The organism is Alteromonas sp. H39 (assembly GCF_047556435.1).
Lineage (GTDB): Bacteria > Pseudomonadota > Gammaproteobacteria > Enterobacterales > Alteromonadaceae > Alteromonas.
The window spans coordinates 1,032,730-1,050,799 of sequence record NZ_CP180210.1 but is presented as its reverse complement, the minus strand read 5'-3'; the positions used below and the strand labels follow the sequence as shown (position 1 = coordinate 1,050,799).

The 18,070-nt window shown below is 48.0% G+C and carries 12 protein-coding genes; 2 read left to right on the top strand and 10 right to left on the bottom strand.

Features of this window, described 5'->3' with window-relative positions; genetic code table 11:
• Positions 1 to 25 precede the first annotated feature (25 nt).
• The 7 genes from ACLBLI_RS04505 to ACLBLI_RS04475 form a co-directional block, all read right to left on the bottom strand.
• Complete coding sequence (locus ACLBLI_RS04505) at positions 26 to 1,741, bottom strand: RagB/SusD family nutrient uptake outer membrane protein (RefSeq protein WP_414829967.1); 1,716 nt, start codon at positions 1,739 to 1,741, stop codon at positions 26 to 28.
• A gap of 26 nt (positions 1,742 to 1,767) precedes the next feature.
• Complete coding sequence (locus ACLBLI_RS04500) at positions 1,768 to 4,734, bottom strand: SusC/RagA family TonB-linked outer membrane protein (RefSeq protein WP_414829966.1); 2,967 nt, start codon at positions 4,732 to 4,734, stop codon at positions 1,768 to 1,770.
• A 270-nt stretch (positions 4,735 to 5,004) separates the two neighbouring features.
• Positions 5,005 to 6,204 carry a type II toxin-antitoxin system HipA family toxin gene (locus tag ACLBLI_RS04495; RefSeq protein WP_414829965.1) on the bottom strand — a complete coding sequence of 400 codons (1,200 nt, stop codon included), beginning with the start codon at positions 6,202 to 6,204 and terminating at the stop codon, positions 5,005 to 5,007.
• Entirely contained in the window at positions 6,194 to 6,418 is a 225-nt protein-coding gene (locus tag ACLBLI_RS04490; protein ID WP_414829964.1) for a helix-turn-helix domain-containing protein, read from the bottom strand. The genes ACLBLI_RS04495 and ACLBLI_RS04490 overlap by 11 nt, the downstream gene beginning before the upstream one ends.
• Before the next feature lie 513 nt (positions 6,419 to 6,931).
• Positions 6,932 to 7,480, bottom strand: a complete 549-nt coding sequence (gloA, locus tag ACLBLI_RS04485; protein ID WP_414829963.1) for a lactoylglutathione lyase — start codon at positions 7,478 to 7,480, stop codon at positions 6,932 to 6,934.
• A gap of 156 nt (positions 7,481 to 7,636) precedes the next feature.
• Positions 7,637 to 8,002 (bottom strand): DUF805 domain-containing protein, encoded by a 366-nt coding sequence (locus ACLBLI_RS04480; protein WP_414829962.1) that lies wholly within the window; start codon positions 8,000 to 8,002, stop codon positions 7,637 to 7,639.
• A gap of 169 nt (positions 8,003 to 8,171) precedes the next feature.
• Positions 8,172 to 8,471 carry a hypothetical protein gene (locus ACLBLI_RS04475; RefSeq protein ID WP_414829961.1) on the bottom strand — a complete coding sequence of 100 codons (300 nt, stop codon included), beginning with the start codon at positions 8,469 to 8,471 and terminating at the stop codon, positions 8,172 to 8,174.
• Positions 8,472 to 8,607: 136 nt separating this feature from the next.
• Between ACLBLI_RS04475 and ACLBLI_RS04470 the strand changes: the two genes are divergently transcribed.
• Entirely contained in the window at positions 8,608 to 9,699 is a 1,092-nt protein-coding gene (locus tag ACLBLI_RS04470; RefSeq protein ID WP_414829960.1) for an efflux RND transporter periplasmic adaptor subunit, read from the top strand.
• Positions 9,696 to 12,818: an efflux RND transporter permease subunit gene (locus ACLBLI_RS04465; protein ID WP_414829959.1), complete on the top strand. Its 3,123-nt coding sequence runs from the start codon at positions 9,696 to 9,698 to the stop codon at positions 12,816 to 12,818. Before ACLBLI_RS04470 ends, ACLBLI_RS04465 begins: the two co-directional genes overlap by 4 nt.
• Before the next feature lie 63 nt (positions 12,819 to 12,881).
• Here the strand turns inward: ACLBLI_RS04465 and ACLBLI_RS04460 are convergent, their stop codons facing one another.
• The 3 genes from ACLBLI_RS04460 to ACLBLI_RS04450 are packed head-to-tail and all read right to left on the bottom strand — an operon-like array spanning position 12,882 to position 17,904.
• Complete coding sequence (locus tag ACLBLI_RS04460; protein ID WP_414829958.1) at positions 12,882 to 13,646, bottom strand: hypothetical protein; 765 nt, start codon at positions 13,644 to 13,646, stop codon at positions 12,882 to 12,884.
• Positions 13,647 to 13,677: 31 nt separating this feature from the next.
• Positions 13,678 to 16,497 (bottom strand): hypothetical protein, encoded by a 2,820-nt coding sequence (locus tag ACLBLI_RS04455; protein ID WP_414829957.1) that lies wholly within the window; start codon positions 16,495 to 16,497, stop codon positions 13,678 to 13,680.
• Between the two features lie 27 nt (positions 16,498 to 16,524).
• The gene (locus ACLBLI_RS04450; protein WP_414829956.1) at positions 16,525 to 17,904 is read right to left on the bottom strand and encodes a lipase family protein; all 1,380 of its coding nucleotides are present in this window, start codon (positions 17,902 to 17,904) and stop codon (positions 16,525 to 16,527) included.
• Positions 17,905 to 18,070 lie beyond the last annotated feature (166 nt).

Genomic DNA, 18,070 nt, shown 5'->3' with positions numbered 1-18,070 from the left:
CTTGAACACTTAAGGAACGCCGGGCTTAATAGCCCGGGTTCTGTACATAAATCCCACCACTTAAATTAATCTGCTGATTAGGGATTGGGAGGTATTCATGCTTATTTTTGGTAAACGCTGCATCTTCCAGATAGGGTTTTCTGCCACGCTCAGTGGTGAGGTATTCATCGATGGTTTCTTTGGCGATCCCCCAGCGAACCAGGTCGAAGAAGCGATGCCCTTCCAGGCCAAGTTCAACCCGTCTTTCCCAACGCAATGCCTGCTGCGCTTCCGCTTTACTGGAAAACGTGTCGTAGGTGCCAATGCGGTATAAGCTCGCGTCATTTAATCTGGCCGTACTTGCTGCCGCCCGCTCTCTGAGGCGATTAATAATTGGGGTAGCTTCTTCCCAGCGGTCCAGCTCGATGAGTGCTTCGGCTTTCCACAACAATACATCTGCATAACGGATTAACACGGTATTTAAAGAGAAAATTGGAAACGGCCCATTCTCGCCCCGGCAGTCACACTCTGGGTGCTCTAAATCCTTCATGCCGGTATAGTTACCGTAAATACCGGGCGCACGTGCCCAGCTATCGCCACCGTGGATAAGCTCTGGATCGTACTTAAATGGTTTACCTTCCATCGCCACCGTGTGGTCAAGACGTGGGTCGACGTAGTCGTTATTTACGTTGTACACACTGTCATTAAACGTGCTGAAGCGCGGAAGTCCTGAGTTATCAGTCTTAAATGCATTGACGAAGTTTTCAGTTGGAACGTGAAAGCCACAGCAACCGAAACCACCTGACATTGGCGCATTCAAAGCACTTGACCATGAACCTCTGCCGTCAGGAGTGCCATCGTTTAATGAGCGCTGAATAGCGAAAACAGATTCCTTGCCATTTTCAAATTCGAATAAGAAGTTTTCTGCGTAGTCATCGTACAGACCATATTGTCCACTGGCTTCAATGTCATCAACCAGGCTCACTACTTCCTCAAGCTTTTGCTGGTTGATATTCACAACATTGTGCAGCTCGTCCTGCTCATACGCCTGATACAATAACGTCTTGGCTAAATAGGCTTTAGCTGACAACGCCGACGCCCGCCCGACATCCTGCTGAACCTCTGGCAGGTTATTCGCCGCAAAGCGGAAGTCTGCTGCGATCTTGTCCCACAATTGCTGGTCAGTGAGATCCCGGTTTGTCGTGGCCAGTATTTCTTCCTGGGTCATCGTTTCATCAATCCAGGGGATATGTTTGTGATGAATTTTCAGGTCAAAGTAAAAAATAGCTCTTAAAAAGCGAAGCTCTGCGGCCTTTTCATCTGCCGTTGGCAGCTCGCCAGAAGGTGTCTCTGCGATTACCTGAAGCGCCGAGTTAGCCCGGGATATACCGGTATAGTTGCGCGTCCATTTCTTATTGTTAAGGTCAATTAAATCGGGTGGAAAGGATTCCATATCCGGCACCAAAGGCTCATACATTGAAAGTGCATGATAGGCAAAGATATCAGAGGGACCATTTCCTCCCTTGTGAGCATCACCGGCGCGCAGATTTCCCGTCGGCCAGAGGAAATTGGGCGCAGTGTAATGATCATTACCAAGATAGGAATAGGTGGCGATAACCAAAGCATCAATATTCTCGGTTGTTGCCACCTGGTCTTCCGTCAGTACCGCTTGCGGTTCACTGTCTAATTCACCACTTCCGCCGCAAGAAACGACCGATAGCGCTATCAGACCTGTTGTCAAAAATTTGCTTATACGATTCATAATTCTTAATCCATTATCCTGTTCGCTTAAAAAGAAACTTCCAGCCCGAGAGTAATTCGGCGGGGTACAGGAAAGACTTCGTTAGGGGTTTCCGGATCTTCGCTTAATGTGCCATCTGGCGTGATAGTCAGAAGATTCTGCGCTTGCAGGTAGACGCGTGCGTCAGAGAGACCGAAGCGCTCAATGAAGTCCAGCGTGGGGGTGTAGCCAACACTGATATTGCGTAGTTTGAGATACGTTCCCTCTTCCCAGAAGAAGCTGGACTGACGACCCTCACCATTGTTATCAATCAGAGTAAGCGCGGGTACATCGCTGTCTGTATTCTGAGGTGTCCAGGCATCGAGTGTTCGGGCACCATAGTTCGAACCGATGTTTAAAGAAGTGAAATCAGTGAACAATCGCCAGTTATTGCGGATTTGTCCGCCTTTCACGCCCTGCCAGAACATGTTGAAGTCCCAGTCTCTGTATTTAAACGTGAAATTCATACCGTAGATAAAGTCAGGATCGGTGTCGGCAAAGAAGTCCTGGTCGTTTTCATCAATCACACCATTTCCGTCCAGGTCTTGCCAACGGATCCGGCCCGGCGCTGCGCCAGATTGCGTAGCATGTGCGTCAACTTCCTCCTGACTCTGGAAAATACCGTCAGCGACGTATCCATAGACTGAATTTATTGAGCGGCCAAGAATCGTTTTATCCTGGCCATTACCACCAAAGGAATTCACTACATCTTCTGGCAACGCTGTAACGGTATTTTCGGCAGAAGACATGTTGAAGTTAATGTCTACCAACAATTCATCTTCCAAAAAGCCAGTCTCTATCCACTTCTCATATCCGAGAACCAGTTCAATACCGGCATTTTCGATTGTGCCGCCATTGACCCACTTTTGCGCCCCTTCACCAAGGGTCGCGATGGGTTGAGTAAGGGTGAGAATGTCGCGCGTTTCTTTTTCGAACCAGTCAAAACTTCCGTAAACAGTGTTATCAAACAGTTCGAAGTCAACACCCACGTTTACTTGTGTTGAGGTCTCCCATTTAAGATCAGGGTTACCCGTTTGCGCTCGCACAAAACCCGATGGCAATGTGCCACCGTTAGAGCCGGTGATGTCGTATGCGGTACCCTCATCTTGCTGATTTGTAAAAAGTGATTGGGTCGCATAGCGCGGAATGTAGGTGGTGACAGTAGCGTTGGTTGGGATCTCCTGGTTACCGGTTTCCCCCCAACTCCCTCTCAGTTTCAGCGTGTTTATAAAATCAATATCGAAGAAGTCTTCATTACTAATTACCCAGCCAAGAGAAGCGGCAGGAAAGTTACCGTACTCATTTGCATCACCAAATCTTGAAGAGCCATCCCGACGGATCGTAAATGATGCGAGGTAACGATTATCGTAGTTGTAGTCTACACGAGCGAATTGTGAGTCTAGAGACCAGGTCTCCCCTTCACCTTCAACTCGTACATCCGATGTAGCCTGAGAAAGGTAGGCAAATGAGCGATCGTCGGAAGCGAAGCCAGAACCGATACCTCGGGATAATTCACGCTCATAGTTAATTTGCTCTACACCGGCGAGGAAGTTGAATTTGTGCAGATCATCCAGTACCAGTTTGTAAGTGGCCGTCGCGCCGGTGATGATGCTTTGATTCCAGTTATCTTCTACCGTTAATCGATCTCCACCACTTAGCGAACCGGCGGTAAATGCGCGAGTAAAATTACGGAAATAAAACTGACTGTAGTCAACGCCTACATTACCTCTTAGCGTTAGGTTTTCGATTGGCGTGTACTCGACAAAAAAGTTCGCCATTACCTTGTTGTAGGTATGGTCGTTATCACGATTCTGCTCGATGATTCGTACCGGGTTGTCTCTGTCGGTAATACCCGGAACCGGCCCACCCCAGCCACCTACATCGTTGTAAACAGGAACGATGGACTGCTGCTCGATGGATAACCCCAGGATTTGCCCCGCCAGGTCGTTGATGAGGTTGGCTTGCTGATCGGTGATCAGAAACGTCTGGCCAACTTTGACTTTGTCTTCCACCACCTCATGTTCAGAATTGAACCTGAAAGCCAGTCGCTCAAACTTGGAACCATCCACGATCCCTTCGGCTTCAAAATAACCCAATGAGGTGTAGAAAGTTGAAACGTCATTCCCGCCGGCCACGGAGAAATTCATATCCGATACTTTTGATGTTCTGGTAACTTCATCAAACCATCTCGTATCAGCCGGTCGCTGCACGTTTTCCGGATCAGTATAGGTTGGCAGTATGACCGAATATAATTCCGGGTTTTCAAAGTTCTGATTCCAGTCGAAGGTGTAAAGCGGGCTTGCGGAATTTGGATTTGAGCCATCATTGACAGCCGCCTGCCATACTACTGCGCCACGCTCAAGCGTATTCAGAGGCTGCAGGTCGTAGTCGTATTCTTCGATGCTCTGGTTATAGCGGAAATTAAAGTCCAGTCCGTCATGGCCTTTCTTTGTGGTGACAACAATGACACCATTTCCTGAGCGGGCCCCGTAAATACTCGCCGCTGCCGCATCGCGCAACACTTGTACGTCGGCGATGTCGTTGCTGTTAATTTCGTGTAAACCAGACTTGGTTGGTATGCCATCAATGATATAAAGCGGATCATTATTTCCAAGTGGACCCAGTCCCTGTCCCCGAATTCTTACCGTCGCAGTCGAGCTTGGGTTGCCAGTAGTGGTAATCTGAAGGCCTGGCACCCTGCCCTGCAGGTTTTGCATGATGTTGCCAGCAGGTAGATCTATAACATCTTCAATGTCGACTGTGGCTATTGCGCCAGTAAGATCGGTTTTCTCGACTGCGCTGTAACCGTAGGAAATCTCTATTACTTCTACTTCTTTTGGCGTTTCCGCCTGCTCTGCGTCTGACTCAGTTTCCTGCGCCTGTAATGACGTTGCCATCAGCATCAGTGCCAGCGGAGCTGGCTTTATTACCGCTCTTAACTGACTGGCTAATGGATGCAATTTGTAGTCTTTCATATCGCGTCCCGATAGTTGAAGTGGTGTAATCTTTTCAAATAAACAACGTTGTCTTTTTACGTTATACTCGTTCATCAAAGATTGATCAACAAAAAATTAACAACAGATTTCACTTGCCGAGTTTAAGTCAACTACAACAGTGTGTGAGCTTAAAGCTTTGAAAGACTTCTGTAGAATTGTAGCGAGAGGTACAAAATCTTTATGTAAACTGATTCCTATCTGGTGTCGTTCCATAAAATGTTAAGTGGCTTAGTGGATGTAGCCACCTAATTAAAGCAGAGTAGGAATAATACCATTCAACCGCTCCAGGTCTCCTTCGCCCACGCCATGTTGTTTGAAATAGTGGTGCCACTCGGCGGTGAGCTCCTCAACCTGGCTAATGATTTTTCTGGCCTTGAAGTGTTTAATGCCAAACCGATCTGACTGACTTAGCAGGTTGGTGATGGTGGCATGTCGGGCTTCCTCACCTAACCCGATTCCGTGAAGCATTGCATTGTTGATAGGAAGTACGTCATAAGCTGGCGACAGTCGCCAGTGTTTATCTTCTAAACTGTAAAGCAATGCATGGTTGCGAGAGTGATCGTCTGTGTTGCCCATAAATGCATTAAACACCATACGGTAGTAGAGATCGTGTGCATCCGCTGGCTCTGCGCCGTGTTTACGAATGTATTCGGCAAGGAATCCGTAGGTATAGCCCGTTTTAAGGACAGATGAGTTAACTTTAGCAGTATGAAAAATAGCGTTAGCGCTTAGAAAATGATGTGTAGGAGTATTATTTGAGATATCAAAACGCTCGCTCAAAAACACATCGCCGTTTGGTGTCTCTATGGTCTTTGTCTTGGCTACGCGGCAAGGAAGCTCGCTAAGCATTTGCATGGCTGCGTGCTCAACCTTAACCACGTTGATGCGATCATCAGGCCGGTTGAATTTAGCTAAATAGTGCTTGTTGTTATCATTAATCAGCGTCTTGGGTCTGGCACCGCCCATACTTGAGCCGAATTCGAATGCTTTTTTCGCCTCATCTGGAATTTTTTTATCGGCCAGAATGTCATCCTTTGCCTTTAGAAGCATCGGGATATCGCCCAGCGTATTCTTATTTACTTTGTGTTTTGATGCTTTTTGAGAAAGACTGAATACTAAACACCCCACCCCCATTCCAGAACCGGCCAAAAGAAACTCAAGGGCATTTTGGGGTTTTGTTTTATGCAAAGAAAGTATAATTCTTTCGCCCCACGAATCCGCTCCTGCGTCAGATAACACACCGAACAGACCGTGATTAAAATTAGTGTTGTAGGTTGTGGTAGCAAGTGGCAGATTGATGGGATCAAGTGCAAATGCATCATCTCTAATCAGGTAAGACTTCCCATATACAAATTGTCCGGTGTTACGCTCTGGGTTTATCTTAACAAAGCCACAAATTATGGGGATATCTTCAAGCCCATCAACAAACACATAGGCTTCAGAAATCATTAGATAGCTCACCTGTATGTTTGTTAGATTTACGTTGTATATTGGTATTTATCCGTGCGAGCTTGTCATCAACCATGAGTTGGAAATCGTCAAGCAGATCAAGTTGCTCAAGAACTTTTAAGAGCGATGCGGTGTTGCAGTTTTTACCGTTCTCGATGTTAGAGATGGCACGTCTGCTTAAACCTGCACGTGTAGCCAGCTCTTCCTGATCCATCGAAACGGCTCTGGTAACACTTATAAGTTTGCCGAGAGTAGACATAAAGTGACGCGTATTGTGCATTATCCCGCTCATTAACGTAGTAATGAGTTAAATATAGCACGTAAACCTCAAACATCAATGAGTAATAAAGTGCACATTAATTGATTAACGAGCAACATAATACACATAAATAATTATTGCACTATCAGGATTCGGCCACGTTACCACGGTTATTCCCATTGCATTGCCATATCAAAGAAAAATAAATGTACTCCTCAAAAGTACTCTGTAACATTAGCAAGAACAAATGCGAGTAAGCGAAGATTCCACAATCGAACAGGAATTATGTCACTTTGTCACACTATGGTTTGAAATGCTTTATTAAAGGCACTTTTCACTGAAACCCTAAGAAAATCAGTCCTCTATTGTGATATACACTAGTAACGATAATCAGGGGATATCTTACTAAGGTCAGGTATGGTCACCATTTTTTAATTCCAAAAAAACAGTGACCACAATACTAACTGCTTATTTCTTCAGATGTGGCTCACAGGTATCCTGCACACGTTTGGCATCAAAAATCTCTATCCAGTAGCCATCGGGATCTTTAATAAAGGCAATGCCTTTCATCGAACCGTCGTCCGGTTTTTTCTGAAAGGGCACACCAAGCTTTTCAAAACGCTCACAGGCCGCTTCTAAGTCCGGTACATGAAAGCCAATGTGACCAAACCCTTTAGGCTCGCTGTTTCCATTATGATAAGAAACCGATTCCGGGGTGTCGCCCCAGTTGTGAGTAAGCTCTAACATTGCCGGGCGTCCGAAGGTTTGTTGAATGCGTTCACCTTCATCCTCACTGATATCCGAGAAATCTTCGCCAGCGGTTAAGAAATACAGGCTGAACTCCATGCTTTCAAAATCCAGCCGCTTTAGCAGAGTCATTCCCATTACCCGGGTGTAAAAATCCAGTGACCGCTCAGGGTCGGCAATACGCAACATGGTCTGGTTAAACACGAAGCCGTCTGTGGCCGGATCCTTTTGTTCGCAAAGCCCGTCGGCTTTATCAAAATGTCGACTCATTAATTTTCTCCAAAGAAGGTTAGCACTGGTGTAAATACAGAATGGGGATACCAAAGCGTTCAAACAACCTTAGTTTCCTATCTTTGATGTTAGAAAGCTCAGAGACGAAAAAGGAGGCTGTCAGCCTCCTTTCCAAAAATGCTTTGTATTACGGCTCTATGCTACTGCTTTTGGATTCGGCCCATACTGGTTGGCGCCGTCACTGTCCAGGCACGCAAAAATCAATATTACCAGCCAGCCCACAATGGGAACGAAAATAATCAGAAACCACCAGCCTGTTCTGCCAATGTCATGCAGCCTGCGAACGATGACAGCAATGGATGGAACAATCACAGCCAGACTATAAATCCCACTTAAGAGACCAACACCGGACTCCACATTTAAGGTTCCCATTGTCGAATCTATCAGGCTGAGAACGAAAGAAATAACAAAGTTAAACAGTACAAAAAGCCAGTATTCCTTTCTCCTTGAGCGACCTGAAAACTCTGCGTATCTTTTTAGCGCTCTAACATACCATTCCATTGTGTTACCCCTTTCATTTTATTGTTCTGACACGTGCGTGAAAACGTTATAACGTGGCTTGCGTTGCCAAACATGACTGTCGATGTTATTCAATGTATCAGGTGCTGACAAGCATCCTGATACAGGTCAGCGCTGACAGAATTATCTGCTTGCGAAACATTACGTTTATTTAACGCATGCGGTCAATCGCTGGTATTTCCCAATATTCATCGATTGACGTTTCTTTAAGCTTTTCAAATGAGGTCGTTCTGGCTTTTCGCTCTGCTACAGATTCTCCAAATACCCTTTGATGCTCGTTTTCAATCATGTCACGGATGACCTCAGTAGACAGCAACCCCAGTAAACGAGCGGCGTGGATTAAACCCTCGGTGCGATACTTGTGTTTGTCGTCGGGTCTGCCTGCATGTGTATTTTCCAAGTTTCGGCGGATCGCGTCTTCCAAATACTCCCTGTACTCTGTTGCCGTCATTCTTTCTCTCCTGATTGACTTCCCCACTTTACAGCGACCCAGTCTGGTCGCGCAACTCTGACAAGACCTAATCCATAAGTCCAAACGTGAAGTAATTGAGTATGAAAAATGAATAACAAACATTCAGGATAATGACATGCTCTTGGTCACGATATCGCGCCACATCACTGGCGTGCTTTGCCTTGTGCTTTTTCTACACTGCGCGAAGATAAGTGCACAGGAAACCCTTTCCGTTCAGGTTATTGAGGTTTCATCTGAACAGGTAAACGAACAGATCACGTTATCCGGCGAGGTTAACGCGTTGCTAACGTCACGACTCTCCATTGAAACAGATGGACTCGTGAGAGAACTGTTTGTAGATGTCGGCAGTCACGTGACAAAAGGTGACAAGCTTCTTGTTCTGGATGATGCCCTGGCAATGCAGTCTGTGAAAGAAACAGGCGCCGCCGTTGCCGCAGCCCAGGCCACATTCGACGATGCTGAACGGCTGTTCAATGAAGCGCAGCGTCTGATTGATGCCAACCATATCGCCCAAACCGAATTTCGCACCAGGCAAAGCCGACGGGATGAGGCCCGCGCCATGCTGGATCAGGCCACCGCACAGCGTGATCGCCAAAAAGAAGTGTTGGAAAATCACACACTTTATGCCCCCTTCTCCGGCGTCATCTCGCAAAAAAATGTTGAAGTGGGCGAGTGGCATCAAACCGGCAGCCAGGTGCTGCAGTTAGTGTCTTCGGATAATGTGCGTGTAGACGTGCGACTGCCGCAGGAAGTGTATCCGCGTTTGCAAAACGTAAAGCAGGTGGTTTTGCTGCCTGACACTGCACCCGACAAGAGGATCGACGGTGAAATTGCCACAGTGGTACCCGTAGGCACCTCAGCTGGGCGCAGTTTTCTGGTGCGCTTGCAGCCTGTTGCACCTGAACCTGAATTGATACCCGGCACCTCTGCACGTGCCACCATCGAGTTTGAAGTAAACCAGCAGGCGATAGTAGTACCACGTGATGCCTTACTCAGGCAGCCCGACGGTAATGTGAGTGCCTTTGTGGTTAAAAACGGTAAAGCCGAGCGACGAAAACTTAAGTTAGGTGGCAGCGGCGACTACGGCATTGAGGTACTGGAAGGCTTACAGCAAGGTGAACAGGTTGTAGTGCGCGGCAATGAGGTGCTCAGCGACGGACAAGCTGTCAAAGTGAAAGTCGTGACCGAGGGAGAGCTCTCGCAATGATGTCGTCAGCCATCCGTCAGGGAAAATTGCTTACTGTCATCGTCCTTATAATTTGTGTGCTCGGCATTGCCGCAGCCTTTCGTATGCCAGTACAGATGATCCCGGACTTAGATGTGCGGATCATTACTGTTGAAACCGGCTGGCCGGGCGCAACGCCGCAGGACGTTGAGAAAGAAATTCTGATTGAGCAGGAGCGCTACCTGCGTACTTTGCCCAATCTGGTAAGAATGGAGTCCTTTGCCAGTACCGGCAGTGCAACCATTGAACTGGAATTTCCCTTCGGTGTGGATGTTAATGAAGCCCTTATCCGTGTTGCCAATGCATTGAGTCAGGTGCCTGCCTATCCGGAAAATGTTGACCAGCCCCGGTTATTCAGCTCCAGTTTTTCACAAAATGCCTTTATGTATTTCATGCTTTTGCCTAAATCAGGAAATCCGCACGGGCTGGACATGGATATGGTCGGAGACTTTGTCGAAGATGTCGTGCGGCCACGGATGGAGCGCGTAACCGGGGTATCGCAGGTTGAAGTTCGTGGCAATGCCCTGCGTCAAATTAAGCTTTACGTGGATCCGGTAAAACTCAGCCAGCGAAACCTGTCTCTTACCGATGTCCGTGATGCGGTTCGTGGCAGAATGAACGACGTCAGCGCCGGAGATATCGACGATGGTAAGCGGCGATACCTGCTGCGCACCATTGGCAGGGTAGATGATGTTAATGCACTGAACGAGATTATTCTGCGCCATGACAATGGTACCAATGTTCGTCTGAAAGATGTCGCCCGTGTGGAGTTAGATCATTACGAGAAGCGCGGCTTCTCAACCATCGGAGGCGATCGCGCCGTGATGCTGGCTGTTAACCGCGAGCTGGGCTCGAATGTTATTGATATCAAAGCCGGGATGCTGGATGCCGTGGATGCACTGCGCAGTGAGGTACTCGACCCCAACGGCATGCAGATTATTTTAATTGGCGATGACGTGCGCTATGTACAGTCGTCAGTGAAAAATGTGTTTGTAAACCTCTGTCTTGGCGCCATTCTGGCGTGCGCCGTGATGTACTGGTTTTTGCGTTCAGGCCGCGCAACCCTTATATGTCTGATGGGCATACCGGTGTGTACCATCGCCGCCTTTCTGGGGCTGTTGGCCTTCGACAGAACCGTCAACGTGATATCGCTGGCAGGCGTAGCATTTGCCATCGGCATGACGGTAGACAACAGCATTGTGGTACTCGAAAGTATCGAAAGTGCCAAAAAGAAAGGATTGTCTGCATTAGACGCAGCGTTGCAGGGCGTAAAAGAAGTCTGGACCGCCGTTATTGCTTCCAGTGCAACCACGGTACTGGTTTTTGCGCCGGTGCTCTTCATCAAGGAAGAAGCCGGTCAACTGTACTCTGATATTGCTATTGCTATCTCTGCCTCAATCCTGGCGTCGATGGCCTTCGCACTGCTGGTAGTGCCAGCGGCCTGCGCCAACATCGGGCTGGGGGAAACCCGTAATCGCTCTGCGGCTACCCGTGAACGGCTGCTGGGCGCGCTGGAAGGCCTTTATACCCGGGCTCACTGGCGCACGGTCACCATTGTCATCAGTATTGTGGGCACACTGGGACTCGCTATCCTGTTTATGCCGGCGGCTGAATACCTGCCTGAAGGAGAAGAGCCCAAAGCCTTTACCCGCATGTTCGCGCCACCGGGATACAATCTCACCGAAATGGAGCGGATCAGCGAAGAAGTTTTAGCCACGCTTGAAGAGGCCAAGGCTCGCGATGCCGACGCGGATCCAAAAGACAAACTGCTACCTGCCCTGGAATATTATTCCATGCGCGTTTCTGCCGGTGAAATCTGGGTCATGAGCGAGCCGAAGAATGACGAAGACATTGATGCCATGATGCAGGGATTAACCACCCTGTTCGAATCGTACCCCGGCATGCGCGCATTCTCCTCGCGCGGCTCAATTATTTCCAGTAATCAGGGCGGCACCCGTGCCGTAAACCTGAATATATCAGGCCCCGACCTGGTCGAGCTTTACAGTACGGCGCGCAATGTCATGCGCCGGGCGGATAATCTTTTTACTAACCCAAGGCTGGATTCGTCCCCCGCTTCCCTGTCGCTGGACCAACCCCTGGTAGAAATACGTCCACGCTGGGACAGGCTGGCTGAACTGGGCATGGATCCTCAGGCCTTTGGCTTTATGGTCGCCGCTTACAGTGATGGCGCCTACGTGGCTGAGTTTATCGAAGGCGACAATAAAATTGATATTTTCCTGTTCAGTGAAGCAGGTACGGATCAGAACCTTAACGCATTGAAAATGGCGCCGGTACGCACGCCGCAGGGCGATGTATTGCCACTCGATGCACTGGCCGAATTTGTGGAAACCGTAGACAGTGATGAGCTAAGGCGTGTGGACGGACAGCGCACAGTGTCGGTGTATATTATTCCGCCGGAGGATATTGCGCTTGAAACGGCGGTGTCTATGGTGCAAAACACCTTGCTCCCAGACCTGAAAGCCAGCGGCGAAGCTGGCAAATCTGTCAGTTTTTCGATTACCGGTGCGGCTGACCAGTTGGAAGCGACGCGCGATGCGCTGCTGGCAAACCTGGCTGTATCTATCTTGCTGATTTATTTGTTAATGGTGGCGATATTCTCACACTGGGGCTTTCCGGTATTGATTTTAATGACAGTGCCGTTAGGTATATGTGGCGGTATTTTAGGCCTTGTGGCACTGAATTATTCCGGCACACTGCTGTCGCTGTTCGGTCTGGCCGGCATCCATCAGTCTTTTGACATGATCACCATGCTGGGCTTCGTAATATTGCTGGGTACCGTAGTGAATAACCCAATCCTGATTGTTGAGAAAGCACGGGCACAGCTTGCAGAGGGCGATAATGTTATTGAGTCGGTAAAACAAGCGGTCAAAAGCCGGCTTCGTCCTATCATGATGTCTACCGCTACCACGGTCTGCGGGTTGGCACCGCTGGTATTCATTCCCGGCGCAGGTACAGAATTGTACCGGGGCGTTGGTGTTGTGGTGTTATCGGGCATCGCCTTCTCGATGCTGATAACACTGACATTTCTGCCCTGTCTGCTGGTGTTTGTGTTGCAGTTTTTTGAGCGGCGAAGGGCTTAATGAATAATAACCATAGTGTTTATGGGCTTTTTAAAATTCGGTTTTGAGCCGCTTGCCGCCCTTTTACTGGCTTTGCTGAACCTTAAAAAATGCCGCCTTTTTAAATATGTTGAAGCCAGCTTCGTCTACCTTAATTAAGGTAATTTTATAATGGGTTTTGTTAAGTCCAGTGTCTATGATGATATCGTCCCCTACAGATAAACTGTATTCTTGCGACAAAGAGCCATCCTGGCTGACGATCTGAAATTTTACTGAGTTCGGTTGAACATTGTTTACTGATAGCTTGTAACCCTCACCAAAACTCAGCGTGTAACCTTCTTTAGCATAGTAACCAGAGAATAACGTTACCCACTGCACGGGTCCTTCAGGCTCACCGGCTTGTTGTTCTTCAGGACTCCAACTCTCAGGCATCTCAACGACGGCATCAGATAATTCTTCATAATCATGCTGCAGTGCGATTATTTTTTCAGCCTTTGCTTTGAGGCTCTGAATCTTCGCGAGAGCCTCGCTTGCCTTTGCGCCAACATTATTGATTTTTGCTCCTTCTTCCTCTGCTCTTTCGAGCAAATCGCTCAGTAAGGTTTCAATTTTTTGGTCAAACTGAGGTTTTACCTCCTCATTGATAGAGGTATTGACGATATCCTCACTTTTCTCTGCGATGTAACCTGGAAGTTCGTACGCACTAACCCCCAGGATGCCACAAACTACTGCTATGATAGCCAGCCCCCAGCGCCGGTTGTGCTTTTCAACCTCACTGGTTATCTGAAGTTTAGTTTCCAACGCATTGATCCTTGCTTCCAAAGCAATGCACTTTTCTTCTAAATCCATGTAAACCTCCGCGTTTGAGACAGCTACTGGCTCAGACAACAATTACTGGCACGACAGCGCCAGGCTCACTTTCGCTGTATACTGCACCCAGCAACGCTACCTGCCCGGTAAGGTTTTGAAGTGCCAGCACAAAGCCAATGACTGAGGGATGCATTCGCTCCAGCTCTGCGCCTAAAATTGAAAAGGGAGAATGGATGAGTTCGTCCAGAAGCTCGTTCAGGGAACCTAATTCGGCTATTTTTCGTCGGCGTAAACGCTCTGTTTCTTCCTCCGTCAACGTATTTAACTCGGGGTTTCCTAATTGCACTTCAATTTGACGAAGGTAAGCAACCATGCAATCTGCTGCCCTGTTTAGCTCGTTATATAACCCGGTCGCCCTTCTGTATTGTTGCGATTTTTTGGTTCCCCGGTAGATATCTGTCACTTTATCCAGCGCACGACGCATCGATGCGCCAGACATGCCATTAAGTGTATCCACCGCATCATAGAGATTGACTGCAGACGCAGCTCGCAATACATCTTTGACACCATCGGCAAGTGTTGTCCCTTCTGTTTCAGCAAACCTCTCATACGCCAGGCAGTAAGCTTTTAATGTGCAATCAAAGATGTGTTTATCAGTACCGGATATCGCCGTCGCAAACGCGTCCTTGTCCAGACTCATGGAATACTGAAGGGTGACGGTAGCATCTTTACCGGCAGCATTTTTAGCCGCTGCGGCCATGGCCTGTACGGTTTGCTTTGACACTGCCCCGGTACGCTCGTAAAGTCTTGAGAACCCGGCTAATTCCGCATCGGTGAGAGTTGCATCTGAATAGAGCATGTTCAGCGTGCTTTTACTCTGCGCCTGAACAAGGTAATTAAATGCAGAACTCAGTGTGACCAGGTTGCTTTCTTTCTTAAACTTGTCGAGCTGCGTAAACGTGCCTTTCCCGTTGAAGGCTGTGAGTTGTCCACGGCCATCTCTGCGAATTTCCACGTTTTGATCAAATAACAACGCCGACACGGATTCCAGGCCAAAGAGGTTAAGTGTAAAAGTGACGGATTTGGTCCTGGATGATATTGCACTGATACTGGCTTCCAGCAGTGTAAACTTATCATTGGTACTGATATCCGGGTTCGCATCATCTTTCAATACCAGCGAAAAATCGCCACTCATACACGCCGAGAAATACGTCGCCGTATCGGTGTCTGAAGCCAACGCGGATAAAGGGAACTTTACCTTCAACAGATTGCTGTCAGAGTTTATGCTGGTGTCGGTGAGGCTGTAAGCTGCCCCTACTTCTTCAATCATGGTGGTATTGACAAATTCTTCTAACAGCGCGAGGCGGGACACCACATGTTTCCTGAACCGGTGAACAGGAGCCAACACCTCATCAGTCAATTCATTCACGTTTGTCAGCACTTTATCAACGTCATATCCAAAGGCCTTAAGTGGAGCTAATAGTTCACTACTACTGTCTTTCACTAACTCAAGGACTGCCTCTTTTACCTGTCCATGCCAACGCCTGGCCGTCTGTGTGAACAAAGCTTCAAGTGCATTAATTCGTTGCGCAGCGAGGTTAAGACCCAACAACTTGCAGAACGATTCAGCAAGGACTCTGGTTTCCTGTGTGCCGGACATCCACTCGTCATAACGTGCAAGAGGTTTATCCAGGAACTGCGCGACGCGTTCGCTCAGCGACTTGATAAGCCGGGCTTCGTCATCCTGGCCGAGTGCCAACATCACGATATCCTGCTTCCAGGTATCTTCATCTTTTATCTGGTTTTGAATGAAATCAATCAACTGAGATTTAGGATCGTTAACAGTTTCCAGAAAATTCAGCAACTTATCGTCCAGTTCACTGGCGGCTTTCAGATAGTCAGACACGGCGTGCTTTACACCAGGTGTTATCACCTTCGCTTCCAGACTCAGGCTGACCTGACGCGAGGAGCGGCTTTTTCTTAACGCTTCCACGTAAACGTACTCGCCACTGGTGTAAGCAAGAAGTTCAAAATCTCCATTTAATGTGTAATCCACACCACTACTAACACCAACCTTAACCCCTACTTTGTCGGCCCCTGATGAAATTTGCGTGTTGTTCAGGGTCCAGGCGTAGCCTGCGCTGACCTTGGCATAAGCTTTCAGACCTGCAGATAAGTCAACCTGTATTGCGCGTAAGTTACCCGATGTCAGTGTTTTGAAGGGTTCTGTAAAACTGAGCGAGCTAACATGCCGGTAAAGAGAAAGAAATAACGGGGTATCTGCAGAGGCAGCGAAATAGAAGTTCACCTGGGCTTCTGCGTTTCCACTCATGCCTGCCTGAACTGACAATGACATGCCTTTTTCTGAAGAGAACGCGCCCTCCACACCGGCATATGCGTTACCCTCGACACGATAAACCAGACATGACGTTTGTGGCACTCCTTGCGTCGACACCGGCAAGTCATCAAGGTATTTGACTACCGCTGCAGCATCGACCTTGAACGCACTATTAATCACCAGCGTGCCAGCGGGTATTGGGACTTGCTTATCCAGCGAAACTAGCGGCAGTGCTGCGCCATCTGTCAGCTCAGACGTATCCTTCAGCATCACGTCGATAAGCGACTGTGATGTACTCCCGGGTAAGGAGCCATTTACCAGCTTCAGAAATGCGACTATCGATTCCTTCGAATATCCTTTCTCAATCAATGAATCAGTGGGCAGCTCATTGATACGCGTTTCCCATTGACTCAACTTCTGTTTGAGTGAAGTGAGTTTTTCTTCTGAAATGCCATCGACATTGATATCTGGTATCAGGATTTCAGCGATGTCCGCTATTGTCCGCAGTGAATTAAGGGGAAATTGACTGTTTACATCAGTAAAAATAGGCATGGTCCTGTTCCTTGGCGTAAAAATGGTTTAGTCGTTATTGTCATTTTGCTTGCAACGCGAAGTTGCTATTGCAGCCAACTTCTCCACATACAACCGCATAGAATGGCTTTTTACGGGCATCCCCAGGCTCACGGCGACACGGCGCCAGAACCAGAAGGCAGTATCCAATTGATTAGGATTGGAAAGAATTTTCAGATTTTTCAGCTGGCTGTTTTTCAAACTGGAAACTTCCGGCAGATACCTGAGATCACCGTGGTGCCTGAAGTACTTGAGTTTGGAAGTTGCCAGCTCAATTGTTTCCAGCCACCCATCAATCCAGCGTCCCGGTATCGCACCGCGTAAGTAGGCAACTGACTTTCCAAGCAGACCGGCCCAGGCTCCGGGCGGTAATCGTGGCACGATGTCAGCCGAATTCACCACGCGGTAAACCGGTGTTTTCATGAAGGTGAAATAGTCATAGCTGGCGATACGTGGGGCACCAAAGGTGTAACAGACAGCGCGATACGGTTTTGCCTTTTCCCGCAAGCAAGTGTATTCAAGATGGCGGGCACAAAGTATAGCCAGCGCACCACCTAAAGAGTGGCCGGTAAAGTATAACGTAAACGGCTTTTGTAGCTGGCTACCAGCAGATTCTATTTGTTTACGAATATCCGCAAAAACTGAATGGCATGCAGCTTGGAATCCACTATGGACCAGGCCGTCTCCTTCAATTGCTGTTGCTTCCTTATAGCGGGAGTTGGTAAGCCAGTCTTCAACTTTCTTCTCACTTCCTCTGAACACAACCGCGATAAAAGGATCGCTGCCGTGACGAACGCAAACAAAACCTTGTGTCGATCCTACGTTAAAAGGCGTGCCTGCCAGCGATAAATTTGCTTTTTGCAGGTCTTGTTCGAATGCCTCTTTTGAGATCAGGTTATCGTTCTGCTTATAAAACCTGTGCCAGGCAATAACTTCATCCACAAAGGCATCGGTGCTATGAGATTGCGTTTTCAGGTAATCGGCTACCTCTTTTGATATTGGTGCACAAGGAACGACATCCAGATAGGCAAGGTCCGACAGTTCAGCCAGCAGATAAGCAGTTCTGTCGCTGTAGCCAATGCGGTCAGTGGGAATATCTAGCAGGTGCGTGTTTTTGAACGGCGTATTAACGCGCCCGGTAGTTTTCACCTTGTGATTAACCACCTGACCCAACCAGCCAGCTAATGCGGTCCCAATGGCACTTGCGTAAATCGGGTACTTTTCACACCACTGCCAGAGGTCTGCCAACCATTCTCTTTGCCAGGCAAGCAGCAAAAAAACGATTATCAATGCGTAGTTGAAAAAAACGCCAGCGAGTGAAAAAGCCGGAGCCCAGTTTGTAGTTTCAGTTACTGATTGTTGGTGAGAGTGATTTTTAGAAGCATCCATGCCAATGACACCTGAACAAATTTCATACAAAATAGTTCAAATGTCTGGGTTGTCAAATCACAAGGGTAGTTTTTCTCTGGTCAGTATTCGCTCTGCACCATCTTGCCACAGTGTGGTGTTGCCATCCTGACTTGAGCAATGTCCCACAAGTTATGGGTGGCACGAT

Bases quoted from the DNA above. Each gene is read 5' to 3' on its own strand.
- ACLBLI_RS04505 (WP_414829967.1), bottom strand. From the start codon at position 1,741: ATGAATCGTATAAGCAAATTTTTGACAACAGGTCTGATAGCGCTATCG.
- ACLBLI_RS04500 (WP_414829966.1), bottom strand. From the start codon at position 4,734: ATGAAAGACTACAAATTGCATCCATTAGCCAGTCAGTTAAGAGCGGTA.
- ACLBLI_RS04495 (WP_414829965.1), bottom strand. From the start codon at position 6,204: ATGATTTCTGAAGCCTATGTGTTTGTTGATGGGCTTGAAGATATCCCC.
- ACLBLI_RS04490 (WP_414829964.1), bottom strand. From the start codon at position 6,418: ATGGATCAGGAAGAGCTGGCTACACGTGCAGGTTTAAGCAGACGTGCC.
- gloA (WP_414829963.1), bottom strand. From the start codon at position 7,480: ATGAGTCGACATTTTGATAAAGCCGACGGGCTTTGCGAACAAAAGGAT.
- ACLBLI_RS04480 (WP_414829962.1), bottom strand. From the start codon at position 8,002: ATGGAATGGTATGTTAGAGCGCTAAAAAGATACGCAGAGTTTTCAGGT.
- ACLBLI_RS04475 (WP_414829961.1), bottom strand. From the start codon at position 8,471: ATGACGGCAACAGAGTACAGGGAGTATTTGGAAGACGCGATCCGCCGA.
- ACLBLI_RS04470 (WP_414829960.1), top strand. From the start codon at position 8,608: ATGCTCTTGGTCACGATATCGCGCCACATCACTGGCGTGCTTTGCCTT.
- ACLBLI_RS04465 (WP_414829959.1), top strand. From the start codon at position 9,696: ATGATGTCGTCAGCCATCCGTCAGGGAAAATTGCTTACTGTCATCGTC.
- ACLBLI_RS04460 (WP_414829958.1), bottom strand. From the start codon at position 13,646: ATGGATTTAGAAGAAAAGTGCATTGCTTTGGAAGCAAGGATCAATGCG.
- ACLBLI_RS04455 (WP_414829957.1), bottom strand. From the start codon at position 16,497: ATGCCTATTTTTACTGATGTAAACAGTCAATTTCCCCTTAATTCACTG.
- ACLBLI_RS04450 (WP_414829956.1), bottom strand. From the start codon at position 17,904: ATGGATGCTTCTAAAAATCACTCTCACCAACAATCAGTAACTGAAACT.